25 protein-coding genes and 1 riboswitch are annotated in these 22,311 nt (G+C 38.0%); of the genes, 3 read left to right on the top strand and 22 right to left on the bottom strand.

All coding sequences use genetic code 11. From position 1 onward, the window contains the following. Window positions 1-451: 451 nt before the first annotated feature. Entirely contained in the window at window positions 452-1,207 is a 756-nt protein-coding gene (locus MKY45_RS09880) for a hypothetical protein (protein ID WP_193064585.1), read from the top strand. Window positions 1,208-1,434: 227 nt separating this feature from the next. Here the strand turns inward: MKY45_RS09880 and MKY45_RS09875 are convergent, their stop codons facing one another. From MKY45_RS09875 to MKY45_RS09795, 17 genes are all read right to left on the bottom strand, one after another. Further along, window positions 1,435-2,781, bottom strand: coding sequence for a DUF6612 family protein (locus MKY45_RS09875; protein ID WP_193064584.1), 1,347 nt, complete (start codon window positions 2,779-2,781; stop codon window positions 1,435-1,437). 240 nt (window positions 2,782-3,021) lie between these two features. Then, on the bottom strand, window positions 3,022-3,933 hold the full coding sequence (locus tag MKY45_RS09870; RefSeq protein ID WP_341172874.1) for a sensor histidine kinase: 912 nt from the start codon (window positions 3,931-3,933) through the stop codon (window positions 3,022-3,024). A 15-nt stretch (window positions 3,934-3,948) separates the two neighbouring features. Beyond that, the gene (locus tag MKY45_RS09865) at window positions 3,949-4,698 is read right to left on the bottom strand and encodes an ABC transporter permease (RefSeq protein WP_193064582.1); all 750 of its coding nucleotides are present in this window, start codon (window positions 4,696-4,698) and stop codon (window positions 3,949-3,951) included. After that, window positions 4,695-5,609, bottom strand: a complete 915-nt coding sequence (locus tag MKY45_RS09860; protein WP_193064581.1) for an ATP-binding cassette domain-containing protein — start codon at window positions 5,607-5,609, stop codon at window positions 4,695-4,697. The genes MKY45_RS09865 and MKY45_RS09860 overlap by 4 nt, the downstream gene beginning before the upstream one ends. Window positions 5,610-5,706: 97 nt before the next feature. After that, window positions 5,707-6,387, bottom strand: coding sequence for a response regulator transcription factor (locus tag MKY45_RS09855; protein ID WP_193064580.1), 681 nt, complete (start codon window positions 6,385-6,387; stop codon window positions 5,707-5,709). Between the two features lie 153 nt (window positions 6,388-6,540). Further along, the gene (locus tag MKY45_RS09850) at window positions 6,541-6,915 is read right to left on the bottom strand and encodes a cupin domain-containing protein (RefSeq protein WP_193064579.1); all 375 of its coding nucleotides are present in this window, start codon (window positions 6,913-6,915) and stop codon (window positions 6,541-6,543) included. A 34-nt stretch (window positions 6,916-6,949) separates the two neighbouring features. Continuing rightward, window positions 6,950-7,750, bottom strand: coding sequence for a GNAT family N-acetyltransferase (locus tag MKY45_RS09845; protein ID WP_341172873.1), 801 nt, complete (start codon window positions 7,748-7,750; stop codon window positions 6,950-6,952). Between the two features lie 104 nt (window positions 7,751-7,854). Then, window positions 7,855-8,829, bottom strand: coding sequence for a quinone oxidoreductase family protein (locus MKY45_RS09840; protein ID WP_193064577.1), 975 nt, complete (start codon window positions 8,827-8,829; stop codon window positions 7,855-7,857). 16 nt (window positions 8,830-8,845) lie between these two features. Then, window positions 8,846-9,319 carry a GNAT family N-acetyltransferase gene (locus MKY45_RS09835; RefSeq protein ID WP_193064576.1) on the bottom strand — a complete coding sequence of 158 codons (474 nt, stop codon included), beginning with the start codon at window positions 9,317-9,319 and terminating at the stop codon, window positions 8,846-8,848. A 397-nt stretch (window positions 9,320-9,716) separates the two neighbouring features. After that, window positions 9,717-10,832, bottom strand: a complete 1,116-nt coding sequence (locus tag MKY45_RS09830) for a 5-methyltetrahydropteroyltriglutamate--homocysteine S-methyltransferase (protein ID WP_341172872.1) — start codon at window positions 10,830-10,832, stop codon at window positions 9,717-9,719. Between the two features lie 95 nt (window positions 10,833-10,927). Continuing rightward, window positions 10,928-11,030: riboswitch (SAM riboswitch) on the bottom strand. An 896-nt stretch (window positions 11,031-11,926) separates the two neighbouring features. Next, window positions 11,927-13,330, bottom strand: a complete 1,404-nt coding sequence (locus MKY45_RS09825) for an MDR family MFS transporter (RefSeq protein WP_193064574.1) — start codon at window positions 13,328-13,330, stop codon at window positions 11,927-11,929. A gap of 275 nt (window positions 13,331-13,605) precedes the next feature. After that, window positions 13,606-14,127: a ClbS/DfsB family four-helix bundle protein gene (locus MKY45_RS09820; protein WP_193064573.1), complete on the bottom strand. Its 522-nt coding sequence runs from the start codon at window positions 14,125-14,127 to the stop codon at window positions 13,606-13,608. Between the two features lie 91 nt (window positions 14,128-14,218). Beyond that, the gene (locus tag MKY45_RS09815) at window positions 14,219-14,623 is read right to left on the bottom strand and encodes a VOC family protein (RefSeq protein ID WP_193064572.1); all 405 of its coding nucleotides are present in this window, start codon (window positions 14,621-14,623) and stop codon (window positions 14,219-14,221) included. Beyond that, a complete protein-coding gene (locus tag MKY45_RS09810) occupies window positions 14,613-15,212 on the bottom strand; it encodes a hypothetical protein (RefSeq protein WP_193064571.1) in 600 nt (199 codons plus the stop codon). Before MKY45_RS09810 ends, MKY45_RS09815 begins: the two co-directional genes overlap by 11 nt. Further along, window positions 15,200-15,415, bottom strand: a complete 216-nt coding sequence (locus MKY45_RS09805; RefSeq protein WP_341172871.1) for a hypothetical protein — start codon at window positions 15,413-15,415, stop codon at window positions 15,200-15,202. The genes MKY45_RS09810 and MKY45_RS09805 overlap by 13 nt, the downstream gene beginning before the upstream one ends. 31 nt (window positions 15,416-15,446) lie before the next feature. Next, window positions 15,447-15,770: a MazG-like family protein gene (locus tag MKY45_RS09800; RefSeq protein ID WP_256706074.1), complete on the bottom strand. Its 324-nt coding sequence runs from the start codon at window positions 15,768-15,770 to the stop codon at window positions 15,447-15,449. 58 nt (window positions 15,771-15,828) lie between these two features. Beyond that, window positions 15,829-16,611, bottom strand: a complete 783-nt coding sequence (locus tag MKY45_RS09795; RefSeq protein WP_256706073.1) for an MBL fold metallo-hydrolase — start codon at window positions 16,609-16,611, stop codon at window positions 15,829-15,831. A gap of 116 nt (window positions 16,612-16,727) precedes the next feature. Between MKY45_RS09795 and MKY45_RS09790 the strand changes: the two genes are divergently transcribed. Beyond that, window positions 16,728-16,901 (top strand): hypothetical protein, encoded by a 174-nt coding sequence (locus tag MKY45_RS09790; RefSeq protein WP_193064569.1) that lies wholly within the window; start codon window positions 16,728-16,730, stop codon window positions 16,899-16,901. Window position 16,902: 1 nt separating this feature from the next. Here the strand turns inward: MKY45_RS09790 and MKY45_RS09785 are convergent, their stop codons facing one another. Beyond that, on the bottom strand, window positions 16,903-17,499 hold the full coding sequence (locus tag MKY45_RS09785; RefSeq protein ID WP_193064568.1) for a TetR/AcrR family transcriptional regulator: 597 nt from the start codon (window positions 17,497-17,499) through the stop codon (window positions 16,903-16,905). A gap of 94 nt (window positions 17,500-17,593) precedes the next feature. On the opposite strand from MKY45_RS09785, the gene MKY45_RS09780 reads away from it, so the two are divergent. Beyond that, window positions 17,594-18,133: a 2TM domain-containing protein gene (locus MKY45_RS09780; RefSeq protein WP_193064567.1), complete on the top strand. Its 540-nt coding sequence runs from the start codon at window positions 17,594-17,596 to the stop codon at window positions 18,131-18,133. 168 nt (window positions 18,134-18,301) lie between these two features. Here the strand turns inward: MKY45_RS09780 and MKY45_RS09775 are convergent, their stop codons facing one another. The 4 genes from MKY45_RS09775 to MKY45_RS09760 all read right to left on the bottom strand — a co-directional run bounded on the left by MKY45_RS09775 (window position 18,302) and on the right by MKY45_RS09760 (window position 22,176). Then, a complete protein-coding gene (locus MKY45_RS09775) occupies window positions 18,302-19,726 on the bottom strand; it encodes an aspartate ammonia-lyase (protein ID WP_413465456.1) in 1,425 nt (474 codons plus the stop codon). A 48-nt stretch (window positions 19,727-19,774) separates the two neighbouring features. After that, window positions 19,775-19,984, bottom strand: coding sequence for a hypothetical protein (locus tag MKY45_RS09770; protein WP_193064565.1), 210 nt, complete (start codon window positions 19,982-19,984; stop codon window positions 19,775-19,777). A gap of 416 nt (window positions 19,985-20,400) precedes the next feature. Continuing rightward, complete coding sequence (locus MKY45_RS09765) at window positions 20,401-20,964, bottom strand: flavodoxin family protein (protein ID WP_193064564.1); 564 nt, start codon at window positions 20,962-20,964, stop codon at window positions 20,401-20,403. Then, entirely contained in the window at window positions 20,965-22,176 is a 1,212-nt protein-coding gene (locus MKY45_RS09760; protein ID WP_193064563.1) for an MFS transporter, read from the bottom strand. Window positions 22,177-22,311 lie beyond the last annotated feature (135 nt).

Below are 22,311 nucleotides of genomic sequence, written 5' to 3'. Positions count from 1 at the left end.
TTGACTCAGCTTTTTTGTTGCCTAGTTGTAAAACCGCTTCCATTTTTTCATATTTATATGGAAATGTTTGTTGCTATCCATTATACTAAAAACAGACGAGGGTCAAAGAAGCCCTGTCCGCTTTATATCTTCATCATTTCCCTGCCTGAAAACATCTTCTTTAAAAATTCCTTCACAGCCTGATTCCATTTTTTATCGCTTCTGCTGCCACTGTATTTTTCTTCAAAACAAAGCCCGTACCTGGTTAAAATCCTGCGTATTTCTTTCTAGTGCAAATATTTCTTTTTATGCTCCTGTCGCCAAACCCGTTCCCAATAGTTTTTACAATTCTATATGTCCATTTACTTTGACTATCGAAGTTTTACAACCCGGCTAGAATACTTTATGATTAATTTAACATACTTACCTATTTATTGAATTGAAATTACACAAAAGGAAGGAAAGTCTAAAAATGAAAAAACATATAAAATTCTCCTGCTACAGTCTTCTGCTGCCTCTCATTTTTTTGCTTATTGCCTGTTCAGACAATACAAATAATGAAGATAACTCTGGTTCTGCCACAGATAAAACTACTGAAGAACCGGGTACAGCAGACGATGAAGACTTACCGGATGGAGAGGAATCAGAAGACCCTTCAGAATCAGATAACTCATCGGAAGATTCCTCCGAAAATGACTCTAATGATCAGTCAAGTGATGAAGCAGAAACAGATGCTTCGGAAGATAGCTCTGTTGAAGAGGAAGAAAGTAACGACAGTTCTTCGGAAGACGAAGAAGCGGGGAACGATCAGGCATTATCGGACTATTCTTCCGAAGAAATTGAGTATGCCCGCGTCTGGCTGCAGCTTGGGCCAAATCAAGATATCGATGAACTATACGTCGAACATATTCCAGCCGGCACCCCGCTTGATCCCAACGATGAAGAAAATGATATCAGCTACCCGGAAGATGTGATTCAGGTCTCCGGTTCCCGTATCGCAGATGGCATGATTACGTATAGCGGAAATGGAGACGGTACCATTAATGTATATGACATTCCATATGGAAATCGCTGGTACGGAGGAATGCCTCGTCCGGATGATGTTGATTTAGAAGAGGTAAAGGAAGATATGCGAGAGATAATTGAAAATACCGAGACGGTCACCATTGAGCCTGGTGAGGAGGAAGATGTTATAGCTATTATTGAAAAAATGTATATTATTGATTAAGACGATTGGGGATTCTTGCAGAAAGCCTGATTGAATATAATATCGATTAAAGATAAGGCGGCTGGAAAGTATCTATTCCAGCCGCCTTATCTTTTATTTACACGTTAGGAAAGCATAAAATTTTAACGAAGAAGAATTTCAATGTAGTAAAAACTTTTAGGTACCAAGTCGGTTTTGATGGGGCGAGTAATCGCAGTCCCAGCCCCAACTAAGGCATTCGTTATCCTTTATTGAAAAAATCCTGCTAAATATTGATCCTGCGCGATAACGACATAGCTGCCATCAGGATTTTGCATCACATGAACAGTAAGCTCTACAGGAGGCAGGAGCGTATCGATGGCATTATATTTTTCAATCAACAGCTCGATGGTTTTCGAATCAACTTCTTCACGTGTAATGTCACCATTTTCAATAAGCTCAAGCAATTCCTGGTCTACTTCCTGATAAATGGACGTATCACTGATTCCTTCTATGGAAACCGTAACCATAATACTATCTGCCGATTCCGCCTGTGCTTCAACAATCTCATAATCCGCAGTAGACAATGCATACATCACAGCATCCGCTAATTCGATAATTTCTTGTTCTGTCACATTGGTCCCTTGCATATTTCGTTCCGTGTTTTGGATATATATATCCTTGAACATATCCCGCTGTGTCTCAGCTTCTGTTGTTTTCTCTTCTTCCGAATAAGTGTCTGGCAAACGCTCGATAGAGGCTTCCGCATCCTGGAAGACCGTCGCCTGAATAAGTGCATCCAAATAATCTGATGCTCCTGTTTCCAGTGTTTCCCTTTCTTCCTCGCTTATATCTGTTGTTTCCGCATCTGCGGGCTCTGTATCCTCTGCTGTCACAGTGACTGCCGGAATTTCAATTGGTTCAGCATCATTATGATTAGAGTATGTATACAAATAATTCTGATCATTCGTCAAATCATGAAACGTATACGTAAATTCCTGTTCCATTTCCTGCAGATGATGGGTCTCTTTTTCAATAACCATTTCAAGTGTGAATTTATCAATGTCAAAATCGGCGGGGTCAAAATCCACTCTTTCCGAGCCCTCGGTAATTCGGAGTGTTTGTTCCGCGATTCCTCTGCCTAACTCTTCGATATCTGTTTCATCCCCATTGTATGTAAGGACATAATCTTCATCTCTTGCTTCCATATCAAATTTGTTATGAATATCCGGGTCTATGGATACGAAAAAGGCAAATGGCATTTTCATCCTGCCTAATTGATTATTAAAGATATGTTCGAGTTCCTCCTGATCAGCGGTTGTTGTTGCAAAGCTCTCCATGACCTCCCCTTCAGCAGTTTCCATCAAAAAGTCACTATTGTCTCTATACAGAGCAAAGTTCCCCAGGTTGTAATAATCGATATCCTTTTCAAAGTCAAACACGCCATTCCCCGATAACGTTTCGCCTTCGATATTTTCTTCAAACTTCACGTCTAACGAGGTCATATCCTGCTCCAACTGCTCCATTTCCTCCAAAACCTCTGCAGCCTCAGGCTCGGAGCACCCGGTTAAAAATAAAATAATAATGAATCCAGCTCCAAAGATATAATTTTTCAAAATAAAGCTCCCTCTCCCTTCTTTTTTAATGTAAACGTTATACATATATTATACGGAGAGAACAACTGGTTGACTAGAGAGAAAGAGAAAAAAGGTATAAATGCCCATTTAACATGCCACAGTACAAAATACTGTGGCAGCACCCATGTTATATACTTTTTTAAAGAAAACCCGGGAAATCATTCTATGAAAATCTGTGAATTGCCCCTAGTCGCCCTGCGATTATTTATTCCATGCGATTTATGACCACTTCTTGAATAATACAACAAGCTGAAATTTATTATCCTCCAGCTTAGCGTCTATCTGACCACCTAATTTCATAACCAATTGCCTGACAATATGCAAGCCTAATCCTAGCTGTCCGCCAGCTCTGCTGCTGTCCATCCGATACGACCGGTCAAAAATCCGATGGAGTTCCGTTTTGTCATCCAATACGGTGATATCATTTTCTGCTTCCAGCTTGACACATTCCTCTTCTTCTGCCAGCCTGATGGTAAAATAACTTTCCGCATATCGTAACGCATTTTGAACAATATTACTGATAATCCGATGGACTGCTTTTTCATTTGCTAAAATGGGGGGTACAGCCGTCTCGTCTATTTCTATCTGCAGCTTATTTTTCTCAAAATCATGGTAAAACAGCAGCATCGTATCCACTACCAGCTGATTCAAAGATACCTGCTGGATACTGAATTTCTGGTCCGAAGATTCTATTTGGGAAAGCTCATAAAACTGATCCACCATCATCGTTAAATGATCAATTTTCTTTTGAATAATAGCCAAAAAATCTTTTTTTTCTGCATCCGACAAAGAGGGATCTGCCATCAATTCAGAAAATCCTTTTATTGATGTTAACGGCGTTCTTAAATCATGTGAGAGATTGGTGATTTCCTGCTTTAATGCTTCTTCTCTCCTTTGCTTACGCTGTTGATCCTGCTTAAATAGATGAATTAACTGATTGATATTTTCAATAAACCGGAGCAAACCTCTGCTGTGTGTATTTGTACGGATTAGTTCGTTTGTGCCAAAGTTCTCATTAATGCCTTTGAGCTGACTGGTTATCCTTCTGATATCCCAATAAAGTAACAGCAGCATGCTGATACAAACGACTAATAATATACTCAATATAACAATAATCAACCAGCTGCTCACTGTCACCCCTCCTCCTTAATCCATATCCTGTTTCGTAAATCTGCCCGCTCCTATCCACAAAGCAATGATGCTAATGACAGCACCGGTCACCCAATAACGATAATCCAATTGTACAGATTGATTCATAAAGTGCATTAAATTATCCGTCAATAACGCACCTGGAGCAAATGTATATAACTCATTTAATCCATTCACCTGACGGAAAATAAGGCGCAACACATCATCGAAAAAAATATAGATAACTGCGACAATAATGATATTATATATATCAGCGATTTTCAGCATTTTTAATGCATGTATCAAAATAAAACCGCTGAGCACAATCGGCAGCATATTAAAGCTTGCAATGAAGAAATTGCTGACTACTCCTTGGTCCTCCGCAAAAAGGCTCTGCCCTAATCCTATCATCAGAAGTAAACCTACTGCACAAACCAACAAAAAATAACCTAGCGTCACAAGCAATTTTGACCAGAAGATGACGCTTCGAGAGATACCGAAAGAAATTGCCTGTTTTGTCAGCATAATATCCTTACCAGTCAATATGCTATTATACAAATAAGAGATAATAATTATTTGTGTCCCCATACCAATGACATTCGAATAGAAAAAGCTGCTTGTGCCGTAACGGAAATCTGCATCTACACTGCTAAAAAAATATAAACAAAATGCAGCACCTGTAATTAGGAGAAAAAAGATAGCAGTAGTGAGATATAAGCTTTTCCTATGCAATATACGGTAGTTTTCACTTTTCAAATAGTTAATCATTTTTCGCCCCCCTCCACTAAACCTAAGAAATATTCCTCTAAATTCAGTGCTTCTAGCCGGAATTCCATCACCAATACATCATTTTTGATTAAAAGGCGGTTTATTTCTCCAGCCTTCTCAATGTGGTTTTGTATCGTGATAACCTGGTCAGGAAGGGATTTATATTGGATATCCTCATAAGTGCGTTCTAATAGCTGTGCTGTCTTGGCTGTATCATCCACCTTTAAATGGATTTGTTTCCTGCTTTTTTCATCCAGAAGCTGCTTGCTTACATCCTCGACAATCACCCCGTTTTTGATAAATACAAACCGCGTTGCCAACAGCTGCAATTCCGTTAAAATATGGCTGGAAATCAAGATGGTTATTTGCTTTTCTTGATTTAACCGAATCAATAACCTGCGAATTTCCGTAATACCTTCCGCATCTAAACCATTAATTGGTTCATCAAGCACTAAACAATCCGGGCTGCTTAAAAGAGAAAGCGCGATTCCCAGCCGCTGCTTCATCCCCATAGAATATTCTCTAAATTTTTTCTTCTTTTGATTAGCCAGCCCGACAATTTCTAATACGTCATATATCCGCTTCTTTTCCGCAACTCCCCTTTGAATCCGAAAATACTCCAGGTTTTGAATTGCTGTAAAATCCGGGAAAAAGACCGGCGTCTCTATCATAAATCCCATTCTTTTTTTCGCCTGCATCATTTCTTTGCCTGACTTACCAAACAAGTAAATTTCTCCCGTTGTCGGCGTTAACTGCCCTGCAAGCATTTTAAAAATAGTCGATTTACCAGCACCATTTTTACCAATTAAGGCACAAATCTCTCCTTTTCCTACAGAAAAATCAAGCGGTTTAATGACTTCTTCCTGCTTAAATTTCTTAGTTAATGTATACGTCTGAATAACAGCACTCATTTTCTCGGCTCCTTCACTAAATGTTCTTGCTATTTATTTTAGCGCAAGAGCCATTAAAATCCTTTAAGCAAATCATAAAGAATTCATAAAGAAAGAATCAAACCAGCATGAACCCGACACCCCAAATGGTTCTGATATACTCTTCTGGAGTAACTTCAGCCATTTTTCTGCGCAGATTGGAGATATGGACACTAATGGTATTATCATCCCCGACATACGTGCCTTTCCAAATTTTTTCGTAAATCTCTCTTTTAGAAAAAGCATGCTCCGGATGACTCATAAATAAGAATAAAATATCAAATTCCGCATTGGTTACCTGCAATGTTTTGTTCTCTAGTGTAACAGACAGCTTTTCTGGAAAAATAGTCAAACCCCGCCATACTTTTTTGCCTTCTTGTGAGGATGGAGCAGTTGATTTTCGCAGCTGTACTTCCACGCGGGCTTCTACTTCTTTCTGGTGAAATGGCTTGGTTATATAATCATCTGCTCCCATTTTCAAGACTTGAACTTTATCCTCTACTCCAACCTTTGCGGAAATCACAATAATTGGGATTGCGCTCTCTTCCCTGACCTGCGTAATAAATTCTTCGCCGCTAATCCCCGGCAGCATCAAATCTAATAAAATCAAATCGAATGGATTGCTTTTCAGCTGCAGCAGACCTTCTGTCCCCGAATAAGCAGAGACTGGCGTCATCCCCATTTTTGTTAAAATTACATGCAGCAGTTTGCTGATTTCCTGATCATCCTCAATAATTAAAATTCGTTTCTCTTCATTCACGTTTACCACTCACTTTTGTATAATAGCTATTACTTTATAATAATAATCACTCTTTCATCGTTTGAAAAGTGTGCCTGTCTATATCTTCACCAAAACAAATAAAGGAGTGCGCAGGAAATCTAAGATGCATACTCCTTTATTTACAAAGAATAATCAATAATAGCCTGTTACAACATTCTTTAATATAGGCATGTTTTCTGTGTTTAAATGCTTCCCCTCCACACATAAAACAATCATCTGAGAATCTGTTCCTGTAGCATGAAGCGCTCCTTTTTCCCAAAATGCTGCTTTACCGGCAGTCAGAGGGATTTTGTTCTCCTCCTCGCCGCAGACCCAGCCTTCTCCAGATACAATCATGAAAAGCTGATCCGTCTGCGCTTCGTGAAAAGGAATATTATCCTCCATTCCCAAATACATATAACTCATTCTTATATCATCGGTATCAAATAAAAGACGATGCGCAATAAATTTCGTTGTCTCTGTATCCATCGATACGCCGGATTCTTGCTCAAACGAAATAATTTTCAAATGAACCGCCCCCTATTCTGATTAAACCCAAAGCCTATTCCGCTTCATAACGAATCATCGTCCACATCCCGATATCCTTAAAGCCTAATCGTTTATAAATATTTCCAGCCGCTGGGTTATCATAAAAAAGACAAAGTGACTTTCCCTCTGCTAATAATGCAGTGCATAATTTCTCCATACATTTCGTTGCATAGCCTTGACGCTCATACCCTGGGCGCGTACAAACACCAACTATCATGGCAGAATGGGAATTTTCAGCGGTTGTCGATGCAGATGCAACCATCGTCCCTTTCTCATCACGAATAAAATAGGTGCGTCCTGTCTTATTTTTCTCTGCATGCTCCCTGGATTCAACAGTTACATTACTTGCTGCAAATTCAGGAATGGAGTCCAGCATCTTTACATTCTCTTCATAATCAACAGGCTGCAAATATTCTACCTGCTCTACTTCTTCTAAATTCACTGGATAACTTAATTTTTCGCAAGCTGCATAGTATGTTTCTTTATGTATACGCACATATTTATCAATATAAGTCTGTAATGGTTTAATCAGATGTTGAAGACCACTCACATTGCACCGCTGTTTATAGTCGTTAATTATCTCTGTAAACCCTTTTACATCATATTCCCCTTCACTGTAAATAATGAAATTCTCACTATAGCGCAGGAGAACAGCGATTAAATCTTCCTGTTTCCATTCTCCCCAGACTTCTTGAATATCCGAATCATAGCCAAACGCTTCAATATCTCCAATAATAAACAAATTTTCTGCAGCCTTAGGCTCAACTAACTCCATTACTTTTGCATGATCCTCTTTTGTCAGCTTTCGTATCATCCTGCTTCCTCCAATAGACGTCAATAGTAGCTTCTACATGATTAAAATCTTACATTCTTCCAGTTAAGACATTATTTCTTCTCTTACTCCTCATCGCATTCCCATCAATCAGAAACATGAATCAATATCTTCCCAGTACTCTTCCTGCTGCTGATAAAATCATGTGCTTCCGCTATTTTTTCAAGAGGAAACACTGTACCGACTTTTATTTCTAATTTTCCGTTCACTATTAATTCAAGGACATTTTGAGATACGGCTTCCAATGTCTCCGGCCTTTCTTTTCTTGTCGTACCTAAGCTGAACCCCAGTACAGACCGGCAGCTCGCGTGCACTTCCTTTGTATTAAAATTTCCAATACTGCCTGATGAATTCCCAAAATGAACCAGCTTGCCAAAATGCGATAAAACCTTCATACTTCTTTCGGTTATCTCTCCAGCCTGCGAATCAAAAATAACGTCTACACCTTTACGATCTGTTGTTTCTTTTATTTTTTCATCAAAATCTGTATATGTATAAACATCATCCGCTCCTAATTCAAACGGCACGCTGCTTTTTTCAAGGCTGCTGACCGTACCAATAATTCGTTTGGCTCCGAGCAATTTGGCCATCTGAATAATCGTTGAACCGACTCCACCGGCCGACGAATGGACTAAAACCGTATCATCTGGAGTTATTTGTGCTAAATCATATGTTAATTTATAAGATAAAAAGCCGACAGTCGGGCATGCTGCAGCCATTTTAAAATCTAATTCATCTGGAATTTTAAAAGTAAGTAACTCCGAGGCCAGGACATATTCCGCATAGGCGCCCCCTTTTGGAAAGCATATAACCCGGTCACCAGGCTTGACGCTTTCTACAGATGCTCCAACCTTCTCGACTACTCCAGCGGCATCTAATCCTAAAATCATCGGGAAATTTGCCTTCGCTTTGTTGCCGGTTCTATTCTTAATATCAGCATAATTCACGCTGGTATAAATCACTTTAATTAAAATTTCATCGGTTTGAGGTTCCGACTTTGGTATTTCTTTGAATTGCAGCACATCTGATCCGCCAAATTCATTCATTATAACCGCTTTCATCTTATTTCCTCCCTTTTTATGTCAGCTCTTTCTTAAACAGAACGCGATCATTGCCAAACCCATCATAATTTGCTTTTACTGCTGCACCATCTACTGTTTTGTCTCCTCGCTCGATCACAAAGCCCATTTTTTGATGAAACGCAATCGATGTTTTATTTACGGGGGAAGTGATAGAGCGGATGATTTTCCGATCAGCCATTTTAACTTTGGCGAAAAATTTCTCATAAAGTGTTTTTCCAATATCTTTCTTTCTGTAATCCGGGTGTACACCTACAAAATGGATATATGCTTCATCTGACTGATCCTGTGATAAAAATCCAATTAAAAAACCTACCATCTCGTCATCTTCTTCTGCGATAAAACTGGTATTCTTAAAATGTTGAAAAAATAATTTAGGCAGCATCCCTGCCATATCACGCCCGCCCCACCAGTCGTTTATCTGCGGAATCAGGACATCATAATCCGAACTTTGCAAACTGCGAATTTCCATTCTACATTCTCCCTTTTATTTGAAACGATGTACTATCATTCGTATAAATTCTTTTATTTCCCATGATCAAACAGCTGAATATCCTTATTGTTATTACTAATATATCAAAAAATTATAATGATTTCTTTCTTTGTTTGAATTTTTTTAGAATTTATATTTAATTTTTCGCGCCCGCATGTTAACCTTAATTTAAATTAGGCTGACAAAGAGAGGACATAATGGCAAATTTATTTTTGTTCATCACCTTAGCTTCCGTTTTCAATACTGGTTTATTAACTCAAAAGTATTTTCATTCAAAACAATCTTCTCTAAATGACTCATAGTACGTATTCAAAAAGTTCGGCAAAAAGGAGATTTGGAAAGCCCACCTCTCCAAATCTCCTTTTTCTCATATCCCTTATTTCCACACATCTTCAGCAATTCGCACAACATGCCGGATTTTTTCCCATTGCTGTTCCTCACTCAATAAATTTCCTTCCTCTGTAGAAGCAAACCCGCATTGAGGACTCAGGCAAAGCTGATTCAACGGTACATAGCCCGCCGCTTCTGTAATTCTTGCTTTAACAGCTTCCGGATCTTCCAGCTCGCTGAACTTAGACGTGATAAGACCCAGCACAATAAATAAATCATCACGGTTCACATGACGCAAGGGTTCAAATCCTCCCGAGCGGTCATCATCAAACTCCAGGAAAAGACCATCCACCTGTAGGCCGCCAAAAATCGTTTCTGACACCGCCTCGTAACCGCCGCTTGACATATAGGTAGATTGGAAATTTCCCCGGCAAATATGCATTGTTACCAGCATATCATCTGGTCTGTTCGCAATCGATTCATTGATTGCTCTCGCACATAATTCAGCTGTTTTCTCTGGATTTCTTCCTTTTTCAATCAACGAATTTCTGCCCTTCTCTGAGAAAAAGGTTGCCCAGGACGTATCATCCAGCTGTAAGTAGCGGCAGCCTTCATCGTATAATGCCTGAATCACCCCTTGATAAGCAGCAACCAGGTCATCAATAATGGCTTCATCATTTTCATAAATTCCTTCTTCAAACTCCGCCCGGAAAAAGAGCATGTTCGGGCTCGGAATCGCAAATTTTGCAACCGCATCTCCAGCAATACCATGCAGGAATTTATAATGCTCAATCATATAATGATTACTAAAACCAATTTTACCGGTTACCTTAATACCTCTTTTTTTCGTTTCCACACCAGTGAATTGCAAGCCTTGTTCCGCGCTATAGCCTTCCACGCCATCTAAGCCTTCCAGAAAATCAAAATGCCACCAGGCACGGCGAAACTCCCCATCCGTCACGGATTGAAGTCCTGCTTCTTTCTGCTGTTCTACCAGTTTGATAATTTCCTCATCTTCCATTTGACGCAATTGTTCTGAGCTGATTTCCCCTTTTGCCTTTTGTGCACGCGCCTCTTTTAAACGCTGAGGACGAAGAAAACTCCCTACATGATCTGCTCTGAATGGAGCCCGTGTATTTTTTGTCTCTGCTGATATTGCCATCGAATACCCCTTCCTCTTTATCTGCTATATTCATTCTATATTCCATTAAAAAAACCCCTTCCGAAAATATAAGAGGTTCGATATGATAAAATCTCTTCTTATCTTCAAGCAAAAATGCTTCTGGAATTAGCACAGTACAAATCAACGTCTGCTGCTAAGGCTTCAGCGGGCCAGTCCCTCCACCTTTCTCGATAAGAATATATGGAATTATACGAATAATTACAGTTTACTTTACATGGAAGCAATGAATTCGTCAAGGAGAATCCCAAAATATAGGAACCTTGCTGCAATTGATTTTAAATCAAGATTACGTTAACTTTTTTTATCGGAAAAAATTTTATAATCTTCACTAATCACAAAAGCAGCCAAATACAAGCAGAAAAATAAAATAGCTGCTCCTTCCCACGATACACTATTCCTCGTAAATAAGGACTCAATAAAAAATTTATAAAAACAAACACTAAGGAACCATTGAGCCACATAACTCATAAGCATTACTTCCTTTGTCTGCTTTATTTTCGCTGCTTCAAGGATTAACATGTATAACAAATCAAACAGCATCCCCAACACATAAGACAGAAACAGAAACCCGCCGAAGTAAAGAAAATTCATAAAAACAGTATCAAAAAATTGTATTTCGATAAGTTTCCAGCCTGCTAAAATATTAGATAATCCATGTGTTATCAACATTGGATTGACGACAATAGCCGTAATACTAGCTATTAGCAGACCAGCAATAAGCAGATTGGCAATAAAGGTCGCAATCTATTTGTTTCTTATTCACAATGGTTAGAGCCCTCCATATGCTATAACACGTTTTTAACGCCAAATCGTATTAACTTTCAAAAAGCACTTATAAATCTTAATAACTGTCTTATATTGCTATATGATAATTTCATTGTTATCATTCTTTGAAGTTTTTTAATATATATCTTTATTTTACCACTATATTTACACATATCTTTTACTAAGACTTCTTTAAGGGATGAAATACACAATTTCGTTCCCCCGTTCTACATCAAAAAAGTACCAGACATCTAACAATGATAAATTGCTTCGATGGCTGGTACTTTATTTACCTTCCTATTTAAATCTTAGCTGACACGATCTCCCGGTTTTATTTCTTCTTTTAATTTAAAAGAAAGAATAAATCCAACGATAGCAATAATTGCTGCTACGATAAAGGATACATTCACACCATGAATAATACCGCTAATATCCTCACCCGGTATAGCTGCAGTCGACATGATTGTTACAAGCACTGCTGTACCGACTGATCCAGCTACTTGGCGGAATGTATTATTCATTGCTGTCCCGTGCGGAATCAATTCGTTAGGCAGCTGGTTCAGTGCCATCGTTGTCATAGGCATCATTACCATGGCAATCGAAATCATGCGAATGGCATTCATGGTTGCCAGATAGTTGAAGCTTGTATCCGCAGATAAATTCGTGAATGCAAAAGTAGTCAAGGATAGCAGTAACAAACCGCCCCGAGCAAGCCACTTTCCTCCGAATCTATCAAAAAGATAACCGGTAATCGGGTTGGAGAATCCCATTATAATTGTACCGGGCAACAAGACAAGCCCAGATTCAAGCGCCGAGAAGCCAACCATATTCTGCATGTATAACGGCAAAATCACATTTGTCCCAATCATCGCAGCGAAGACCAGCATTCCAAGCGCTGTTGCTAACGTGAATGTGCTGTGTTTGAATACCCGGAATTCAAGAAGCGGTTCTTTCAATTTCAACTGTCTGGTAATAAACCAATAGAGAGAAATACTACCAACAACAATCGTTAGAATGACCTGAAGACTGAGCCCCCCAGCGTCACCGGCGACACTGAAACCGTATAGAATTGCACCGAAGCCAACTGTAGAAAGGATGACCGATAAAATATCCAATTTCGGTTTCTTCAGCTCTGTTACGTTTTTCAATAAGAAATAAGCCGCTATCATATCTAAAATAGCAATCGGCAGTACAACATAGAATACACTGCGCCATGGGAACTGATCCACGAGCCAGCCTGAGAGACTCGGTCCAATCGCCGGCGCGAATGCGATAACTAGTCCAAACAGTCCCATTGCTGTACCTCTTCTATGAACAGGGAAGGTAAGGAATAATATCGTCTGCATCAGCGGCATCATAATGCCGGCCCCTGAAGCCTGTAAAATCCGCCCAACCAATAACAATGAAAAGTTTGGTGAAATTGCTGCAATAAACGTACCGATGGTGAATAATCCCATCGCAGTCATAAATAGCTTACGCGTTGTGAATTTATCAATTAAAAAAGCCGTAACTGGAATCATTATCCCATTTACGAGCATAAAAACCGACTGCAGCCATTGCGCTGTACTCTCACTCAAATTCAAATCTTTCATAATAGGTGGAAGTGCAGTCCCTAGCAGCGTCTGGTTCAATATGGTGACAAAAGCACCGGGTAATAATACCGCGAAAAGCGGAATATATTTTTTAATTTCAAATGTATTTTCGCTTTCCATTTTATACCAACTTCCTTACAAAATATTTACTTTTTAATCAACAATAGAACACAATATCATATTTGAAAGAGAACAATAAATCATTCCGCTTATTTTTTAACAGTTTTATTCAATTAAGCCCTCTTTACATCAAAGGATTTTGATTTGGTTAATATGGATAAGCTGATGATAGTTTACACTTTTTAATTTCATAAAAAAACCATTGCATAATCTATTGATAAGATACATGAATGGTTTTAAATGATCTATGATTTATTCTTAGATATACGAAACAGTCATTTTACTTCATTTTCTTTAATCGACTTCGCAATAGCCACACATTTGGGGATTGCCCATATGTAATGTTTAAAAGTATTCGCAGCAAAATATCCATATAAATTACTGGTCTTTGTCCATTTATAATATTTCTTCGTCATAATTTCTTCATTAGTATGGGATTGAATCAACTTCATTACCCGATGATGACTTAACTTCAATTTTTTTATAGCTTGATTCATCGTTACATCCTGATAGTTTTCCCGAATTTGCATATTAAGCGGCTTGATTGTTCTCCACATATAACCTGGTGCCGGTATAAACGGAGTATCTCCATCCATTCCTTCTCTGTACCATCTTTCAAGCATGGCATGCCATTCATATAAATGCATCAATACATCCCGAAAATTTTTATCTCTTTCTTCTGTCTCTATTGTCATACTTCTTTTTCTATGCGGTATAGATTCAATGATTTCAAATAACGCTTTAAAATTCTGTTCGCTCTTTACTAAAAGAATTTCCTTCCCGTTCTTTTTTGTCATGATAATCACCTCCTCTTTTACTACATTTTAACGTCAGCATGAAGAATAGAAGGATAGCTTACTAATTTTCTAAAAAATAACACATATCATTTTAATCATAGGCGCGGTTCATAAAAACGACTCTCCAGCCATCTGGATCTTCGATGGTAACTCCTTTGTCTTTCCAATAGAGATTCTCTGGTTCTACTTCGTTATACCCCATTTGGGCCAACCGATTTACGACATGCATGATTTCATCCTTATTTTCTATATAAAAAACCAGCAGATTATCTTTCGTAGGTGCAGGGCATGGGCTTCCGTCTTGATGAGATGTAAATTCTAAATGATAGTCTGTATGAGGCAATCCAAAGATAACTCCCTTAATCCCTCTGTCTCCTTCAAATACTTCTATTTTTGTTAAACCTACACCCGTTTCGTAAAAGCTGATTATTTCATCAAATTTATCTGTCGGTCTGGCTATCCTTACTTGCACTGCTGAAAAATTATTAAATTTCATACTGCCACCTGCTTTTTAATATTTTTATTTGAATACACGATTTAAATAGAATAGATCTCTTCCTCAACCACTGGCAAAATAGCGCTTGTTCTTCAATAAAAGGCGTGTGTGCGGAATTTTCAAAGGTATACATTTTCTTGAACGGAGCTTCGATGGAATCATAGAAATGTTTCGCTTGCGTGTAGGTTGTTTGATAATCATGCTGACCTTGAAGTATAAAGACAGGCAACGGAAGCTTGGGAACAAGCTCTGCTAAATCTGCGGCGGCCATTACATGCCCCAGTGACTGCCAGCCTAAAACAGCCCCTTTAAAACTATTGATTCGTTCATTAAATGTATAATTCGCACACGAAAAAACGTGCTTCAACCTTTCCAGATTGGAGTAACCCTCTCTTTTAAAACCCCCGCCATACTTCTCGGTAAATTTAGTCCTGATGGCGCCATAAGCTCGATTTTCATCAAAATTTTCATCAAAAGCCACATTTTCAATTTGCTTGACAGCACGTTTATCCTTCCTGTCCCTTGCTGTTTTTAAAATATATTGATAGGCTTCTTTTTCTGATTCCAGTTGAGAACCTATCTGCCCCACTCCAATATACGCATAGAAAAGATCCGGACGTATTTGCGCCGGGGATAAGCTGGAAACCCGGGCCCGCCGTGCAAGAATAAAAGTAATGGTTTATTTTGATTTAAAGATTCTACAATGATCCCTTGCTTTGCACCATTGATTTCTACATATTCCTTTAGGATTGTTTTATTGTGTTCCTTGTTTTCCGTATACGCTGATTGCATGTTGACAGCTCCTTATTTATAAAATACGATATTATCCGTCCGCAGAATAACGCTCTAAGAGCTTCTCTTTATGAGACTGAAATACTTCCTCCAAAGAGATATTATATTTATTGGCGATAACGATAACATTCCCCAGTACATCTCCTAATTCCTCTACTAAAGCATCTCTATTTTCGGCAATTGATTCCGTTATCTCATCCGGTCTGTCCCTGCCAATCTCCAGTGCTCTTATGGCTCTTGCTACTTCTCCTGTTTCCTCTGCTAAAAAACCGATCCGGATGAAAATATCTAATTCCGACCAGCCTCTATGTTGGTAATAACTATTTACCCATTGTTGAAATTCAGTTACATTCATTTTTTACACTCCTTGATTCAGCTATTGAATTTCCCTTCCCTCTTAATGATATTCGAAGTTAAAACTGCACACGAAACCCATGAAAAGTATGAACTCCCGTGCCAAATCGCACAAAATCATGCTTCCGTAAATACTCCACTGCATTTTTAACTTCATCTAAAATTTCAGGAAGAAGTCCCAATGTATTATGCGCTCCATAAATCATGGAGACATGATTTATTTGCGTGAGCCTCTCTAACGAATTTACTAAGTCTGCCGGATTGGTTGTCGGATAAAAAGCATAGATTGGAGTTTCATCATATAGCAAGTCCCCTGTAAATAAATATCCGGTCTCTTCATCAAAAATCACAATATGACCTGGAGAATGGCCGGGAGTATGGTAGATAATTAATGTTCTGTTCCCCAGCTCCACCCTATCACCGTCTTTTAAAATTCCAGTTGGCTCACCCTGGAAGGGTTTATATGTATTCGGGTCAAAGCTTTCTGGCACAGGAATCGTAATATCCCTTGCTGTATTTTGTCTTATTTGTTCTAATGACAACCCTACAATGCCATGAACAAGCCAATCTCTTTCCGCTTCATGAACAAATATCCGGTCATATTCTCCATGACTTCCAATATGATCGGAATGTACATGCGTCGTGATAACATCAATGGGCAGAGGCGTCAGCTGATCTGTGATTCGCTTGATATTATCAATACCTAAGCCAGTATCAATTAAAGCTGCTTTTTTGTCTCCGATAAGCAAAAATGAATGCACTTTTTCCCAATGACCAAGCTCACTAATGGCATATGTTTTTTCATCTATTTTTCGAACGGTAAACCATGGATCATTTAACATAACCTTACCTCCCTCTCAGACTACTAATACTATATTATCAGAAAATATGGCTTAGACACTCTATTTCCCCTCTGCTATTATTTATATGAAGAGAAAAATACGAAAGGAACCTTCATATGAAAAAGAAAAGAATAATTATATTTTCAGGAATTCTTCTTTTTATCTTAATCATTACTATATTTTCTAACAACTTTTCTTTAGAAGAAAGAGAGGAGGATGAAATTGTAGCAGAAGAAATACTGGATTATACATTTGAAAATTACGATTTTCTTTCTGCTAGATGCCTTTAGATTACTTTATAAGAGAATGGAGGTGATACTTTAAAGTCTCCATCATTTCTTCATGTGTAAACTGCTCTGGATTTAATAAGTGATGCATCGCCATCCCATCGACGATAGCATGAAGCCTGTTAACCTCCATCTCTATGTCAAGTCCATCTTTTGCTATATCTAATAATTGCAATGCGTGAACAACATTTTTAAATCCTTCATGCATGTCACCATAGACTTTATCACTTAGCTCCCGAAGTGTTTTATCGACCAGAACTTTTGCTGAAAAAGCTAACCATACCTCCATTTCTATTTTTCGTTCTTCATCGACAGGCAGTACTTCACTTACACCCTCTGTCACAAGCTCTAACGGATCCCTGTCTTTTGAAAATTTCCTTGCTTTCGCTCTTTGAATAACCCGATCAGATACAAGCTCCATGGAAAAGTGCAGCAATTCCGACTGCGTTGCAAAATAATGTCTGACAGCACCAACTGATAAACCTGAAGCTTGCGCTATTTTTCTGACGGTTGCATGTTCAATCCCCTCTTCTACAATAACTTTCCATGTCGTTTCTGCAATTTGAATTTTACGTTTTTGATGATCTACTTTTTTTGGCATATTTTTATTTTAGCACACTTGTATTAAATAAACAATCATCCTTTTTATTAATTTAATACAGTTGTACTAAATTAATAAAAAGGATGTGTTTCATTTGATTGGTTGGCTGATTATAGCTTGTGAAATTGGATTTTGGGTGTTTGTTTTAGCTGGATTATGTTCCAGATATGTATGGAAAAAGAAGAAACTAGGTACCTTCCTGTTGATTTGTACGCCTGTTGTAGATCTCATATTGCTTATTGTAACGGTCATTGATTTAAAAAATGGCGCTGTTGCTACTACGATACATGGAATAGCCGCGGTTTATATTGGTGTAAGTATAGCCTTTGGCCACCGGATGATTCAATGGGCAGACGGCCATTTTAATTATCGATTCGGAAACGGTGATAAGCCGGTAAAAATAAAGTACGGGAAAGCGCATGCCAGAAAAGAACGTGAAGGATGGTACCGGCATTTGCTCTCCTTGTTCATCGGCGGCGGGATATTAATAATCATCACTCTCTATATTAACAATTATGCTCAGACTGAATCATTAATGCGTATTATGCTGCTCTGGTCTCTTATTGTAATCATCGATTTTGTAATAAGTTTCAGCTATACACTTTTCCCTAAAAAAACAAAAAGTATAGTGTGAAATTGGGGAAATTGGCTTTTCGATTAGAAGGATAGGTCTTCACAGTGAACTACTCTCACCGGTATAATCCTAACTAGTTATTTAGTGAGGAGCGCTTCTTTTGGAAGGAAGTGATAATCAAAAGGTAACTGCGTTCTTTAAGCAAGAAATCAGTTACCTTTTTGATATTCATTTTTTCATCAGAAACTCATTCCCGGCAATTCCAGGTGTTGTCATCTCTTTTGGATCCAGAATCGTATCCAGTTCCTTCTCTGATAAAAGGTCGTGCGCCTTGCAGATTTCTTTGATAGTCAGCCCTGTTTCAAATGCCTGCTTAACTACCTTGGCAGCTGTTTCATATCCTAAATGTGGATTCAATGCGGTGATAATGCCATAACTCTCTTCCACATACTCACGGCATCTCTCTACATTTGCTTCTATACCGCTTACTGCATAGCTTGTAAATACATCTAAGCCATTATCCATTATTTTAAGAGACTGCAGCAAATTAAAAATAATAACAGGCCCCATCACGTTTAATTCAAATTGCCCGGCTTCAGATGCCATACAAATCGACTGGTCATTGCCTGCAACTTGAAAAGCAACCTGGTTGACCACTTCAATCATGACCGGATTTACTTTCCCAGGCATAATGGAAGAACCCGGCTGCTTTGCAGGAAGAATGATTTCCTGAAAGCCTGTCATTGGTCCGGATACCATCAAACGCAAATCATTACAAATTTTGGACATATTCATTGCCAACACTTTCAATGCCGCTGAAAGTGCCGTATAAGCATCTGTATTTTGTGTGCCATCCACTAAATTTTTCGCTGAATGAAGCTTTACACCAAGCTGTTTAGATAGTTGTGTTACCGCCTTTTCCATGTACTCGGGTTTGGCATTAAGTCCTGTCCCAACAGCTGTTGCACCAATATTGACCGTCAGCATTGCCTCTGCTGCCTGCGTAATTCTATTAATATCCCTGCTAACCACTTCCGAATAAGCGCTGAATTCCTGACCTAACAGGATTGGTACAGCATCCTGAAGGTGAGTTCGTCCCATTTTTAGCACATTCTGAAATTCTGCTTCTTTCTTCACCAGTTCTTTTTCCAATCGCTTCAAGGTCGCTATCAATTCCTGAGCCATGCGATAGGAAGCTATTTTTAATGCCGTTGGTATCGTATCATTGGTGGACTGGGACATGTTGACATGGGTATTAGGCGAACAGAAATTATAGTCGCCTTTTTCTTTTCCCAATATTTCCAAAGCACGGTTGGCCAGCACCTCATTCATGTTCATATTAATGGAGGTGCCTGCTCCTCCCTGAATGGAATCCACGACAAACTGATCCAATAGTTTTCCTTCCATCACTTCTTCGGCAGCGCTTACAATTGCTCCCCCAATAGATTCTGGCAGCATTCCAGTATGCATATTGGCTAGTGCCGCTGCCTTTTTCACCTCGGCAAGCGCGAGAATCAGCTCTTTATGAACTGGGATTTCCGTGATGGGAAAGTTCTCAAGAGCACGTACCGTTTGAACGCCATAATAAGCATCCTGAGAAATCGTTTTTTGGCCTAAAGAATCTTTTTCAGTTCTAAATCCTGTTTTATTCATCATATACACTTCCTGTACAAATACTAATCTATCACGTTCATTATACTATCAAAAGGGAATAATTCCTACCCAACCTCTATTTTCCTGTTTGTTCCCTGCTTCTCTAATAATATTTGTATCATTTGCTGTTTTATCTAAAATTGTTAAAAGTTCTTCCTGGTCTGAAAAAGAAAGTGTGTCTGGAACAGCAAAGGGATAGACTATTTTATTTTCTAAAGTAAGAAATGAAACAATCTCTTTATTTTTTGTTTCCGTCAATTATCTGTGGCCTTTCATATAACAATTAAAATAGCATCAAAAAATCTGTGAACTTTTTTAAAAGTGATATTAAATTTGTGATTAAAAGATAAACCGTTATAGGCAGTTTCCCGTAACAGTTTATCTTTTTCTTGTTGCCCGATATGTGAACGTTTTCATTATTATAAACTAGTATTTTAACACTCAACTCTATTACTCTATCACGATAGTTCCACCGAATAATTACATTGCTTTCCAAGAGGAAATGCGATCTCAAATTGCTTTGTACACCACTTCTATTAAAAACCTTTTCAAATAACTAAGGGAAATCTACAGAAATCTGCAGGTTTCCCTTAACCAAATTATTATTCACAGCGTTTTGTTTATTTTCTATAGTTACTCTTTCTACTGCTTACATCCATAGTGCGAAGCTTTATTCATTCCTGTACTCCCCCCTCTTTTTTTAATCTTTCCCCTAACGTATGAGCCTCTTTTATAGCAGTTTCATCTTTCAATATATCTAGAGGTTTATTTCCCTCGCCTATTAAATATCCCTTATACTCCAATCCAATGAAATCACAGATGTAAGCGAATTGTTGTATTAAAGGCATTCCTTTAACCAAAGGATTATCTCCTCCAACCGCAATAATATAAGCTTGTTTACGATTCATTTGTTGATTAAAATTGGGATAGTTTTCATCTCTAACTGTCTGCGACCAGCGATCAATGAATCTTTTCATCACACTGGTCATTCCAAACCAATAAATAGGCGTTGCAAAAATTAAAACTTCACAGTCAATGATTAGATCGATTATTTGGCCATATTCATCTTCCACTGGTAAGAATCCATTTCTTTCGTGTCTCTGATCGGTAATATCGTTAAACTGATATTTTTTCAAATCAATTTTTGTTACTGCTGGTAGGTTCTTAATAACTTCTTCTGTTAACCATTCCGTATTCCCTTGATATCTCGTACTTCCGTAGATAACTCCAATTTTCATTTAAACCACCTCGTACCTGTTATTCTTCTTATTTTTACTCTTCGTAACAAAGTAATGTAAAACTAAACCAAACAACATTAATCCTCCCATACAAATAAATCCTATACTTGGAGAAAAAATATCGATTAATAATCCAAGGACACTTGCAAATACAGCCTGAAGAAATAGCGCAATTCCCATCCAAACAGACATCGCTCTGCCCATTAGTGATTTAGGAACAATTTCCATAAGCATGGTATTCATAATAATTCTTATCGAAGAATTTGAAAAACCAATGATGAAACTACCTAGGAAAATAACGAAAACAATAGAATTAAAAGATAGACCTAGTAACGTCATAATAGATAACGCAAAGATTACGTTGACAGCTTTATTTTTTGTAATATTTCTCGCAAATGGCGCTGCAATAAATCCGGAAATCAAACCGCCAATTCCATAAGCCATATCAGAAAATCCAAAGACCACCGAATCAGCATTTAACGTTTTACTAACATACTCTGGTAAAACAACATTAAAAACCATGGTAACTACTAAAGGAATCGCTGCTACTAACCCTAGAAGAAAAGTTAATTTATGAGAATATAAGTATTCAATTCCTTTTTTAAAAGATTGAAGATAACCTTCATCTTTATCTATCAAACTTGACTCATATTTAACAAAAATCATAAATAAACTACAAATGACAAACATTAAAGAATTGATTAGCAGAATAGCTTCAAATCCAGCAAATCGATAGATAAAACCAGAAGCTGCACCTGCCATAAACATTCCAACTTGTAAACTAATCTCGACTAACGAATTCCCTTTTGATAATTGCTCCCCTGACAGCAATTCTTGAATAAGACTACGAGATGCAGACATATAAATACTCCATCCGATACCGTTAACAATGGAAAATAAATAGATATACCCTATAGAAAATCCGTCTAATAGAAAAGCAACTGTAAGTATCCCAATAGCAACCGCTCTTAAAATAAATGTTATTTGGATAACTACTTTTCGATTAAATTTATCTGTAAGAATACCGGTCAATGGTGAAACAAGAAAACCAGCTATGACATTCAGTGCTAACATCACACCTACTGCTCCAGACGAACCAGTTTCATCTAATAGATACCAATTTGCTCCAATTGTACTCATTCCTACTCCAAATCCTGACATAATATCTGCAAGAAAAAAGAATAAAAAATTTTTATTTTTTAAAATTGACATCTTATCGCCTCGTCCTTTTACTGTTATTATCTTGAATATCCTATGACGTAAAATGGATAATTCAAAAGCTTCCCTCGACAATCAATTTAATCTCACCATGATACGAGGCTTTTAATTCTTAATTAACATAAAATT

This window comes from Oceanobacillus sp. FSL K6-0251 (assembly GCF_038004725.1).
Lineage (GTDB): Bacteria > Bacillota > Bacilli > Bacillales > Amphibacillaceae > Oceanobacillus > Oceanobacillus oncorhynchi.
This window is presented reverse-complemented; position numbering and strand designations above follow the sequence as displayed.

Bases quoted from the DNA above. Each gene is read 5' to 3' on its own strand.
- MKY45_RS09880 (WP_193064585.1), top strand. From the start codon at position 452: ATGAAAAAACATATAAAATTCTCCTGCTACAGTCTTCTGCTGCCTCTC.
- MKY45_RS09865 (WP_193064582.1), bottom strand. From the start codon at position 4,698: ATGATTAACTATTTGAAAAGTGAAAACTACCGTATATTGCATAGGAAA.
- MKY45_RS09860 (WP_193064581.1), bottom strand. From the start codon at position 5,609: ATGAGTGCTGTTATTCAGACGTATACATTAACTAAGAAATTTAAGCAG.
- MKY45_RS09845 (WP_341172873.1), bottom strand. From the start codon at position 7,750: ATGATACGAAAGCTGACAAAAGAGGATCATGCAAAAGTAATGGAGTTA.
- MKY45_RS09840 (WP_193064577.1), bottom strand. From the start codon at position 8,829: ATGAAAGCGGTTATAATGAATGAATTTGGCGGATCAGATGTGCTGCAA.
- MKY45_RS09835 (WP_193064576.1), bottom strand. From the start codon at position 9,319: ATGGAAATTCGCAGTTTGCAAAGTTCGGATTATGATGTCCTGATTCCG.
- MKY45_RS09830 (WP_341172872.1), bottom strand. From the start codon at position 10,832: ATGGCAATATCAGCAGAGACAAAAAATACACGGGCTCCATTCAGAGCA.
- MKY45_RS09825 (WP_193064574.1), bottom strand. From the start codon at position 13,330: ATGGAAAGCGAAAATACATTTGAAATTAAAAAATATATTCCGCTTTTC.
- MKY45_RS09820 (WP_193064573.1), bottom strand. From the start codon at position 14,127: ATGACAAAAAAGAACGGGAAGGAAATTCTTTTAGTAAAGAGCGAACAG.
- MKY45_RS09815 (WP_193064572.1), bottom strand. From the start codon at position 14,623: ATGAAATTTAATAATTTTTCAGCAGTGCAAGTAAGGATAGCCAGACCG.
- MKY45_RS09805 (WP_341172871.1), bottom strand. From the start codon at position 15,415: ATGCAATCAGCGTATACGGAAAACAAGGAACACAATAAAACAATCCTA.
- MKY45_RS09800 (WP_256706074.1), bottom strand. From the start codon at position 15,770: ATGAATGTAACTGAATTTCAACAATGGGTAAATAGTTATTACCAACAT.
- MKY45_RS09795 (WP_256706073.1), bottom strand. From the start codon at position 16,611: ATGTTAAATGATCCATGGTTTACCGTTCGAAAAATAGATGAAAAAACA.
- MKY45_RS09790 (WP_193064569.1), top strand. From the start codon at position 16,728: ATGAAAAAGAAAAGAATAATTATATTTTCAGGAATTCTTCTTTTTATC.
- MKY45_RS09785 (WP_193064568.1), bottom strand. From the start codon at position 17,499: ATGCCAAAAAAAGTAGATCATCAAAAACGTAAAATTCAAATTGCAGAA.
- MKY45_RS09775 (WP_413465456.1), bottom strand. From the start codon at position 19,726: ATGAATAAAACAGGATTTAGAACTGAAAAAGATTCTTTAGGCCAAAAA.
- MKY45_RS09765 (WP_193064564.1), bottom strand. From the start codon at position 20,964: ATGAAAATTGGAGTTATCTACGGAAGTACGAGATATCAAGGGAATACG.
- MKY45_RS09760 (WP_193064563.1), bottom strand. From the start codon at position 22,176: ATGTCAATTTTAAAAAATAAAAATTTTTTATTCTTTTTTCTTGCAGAT.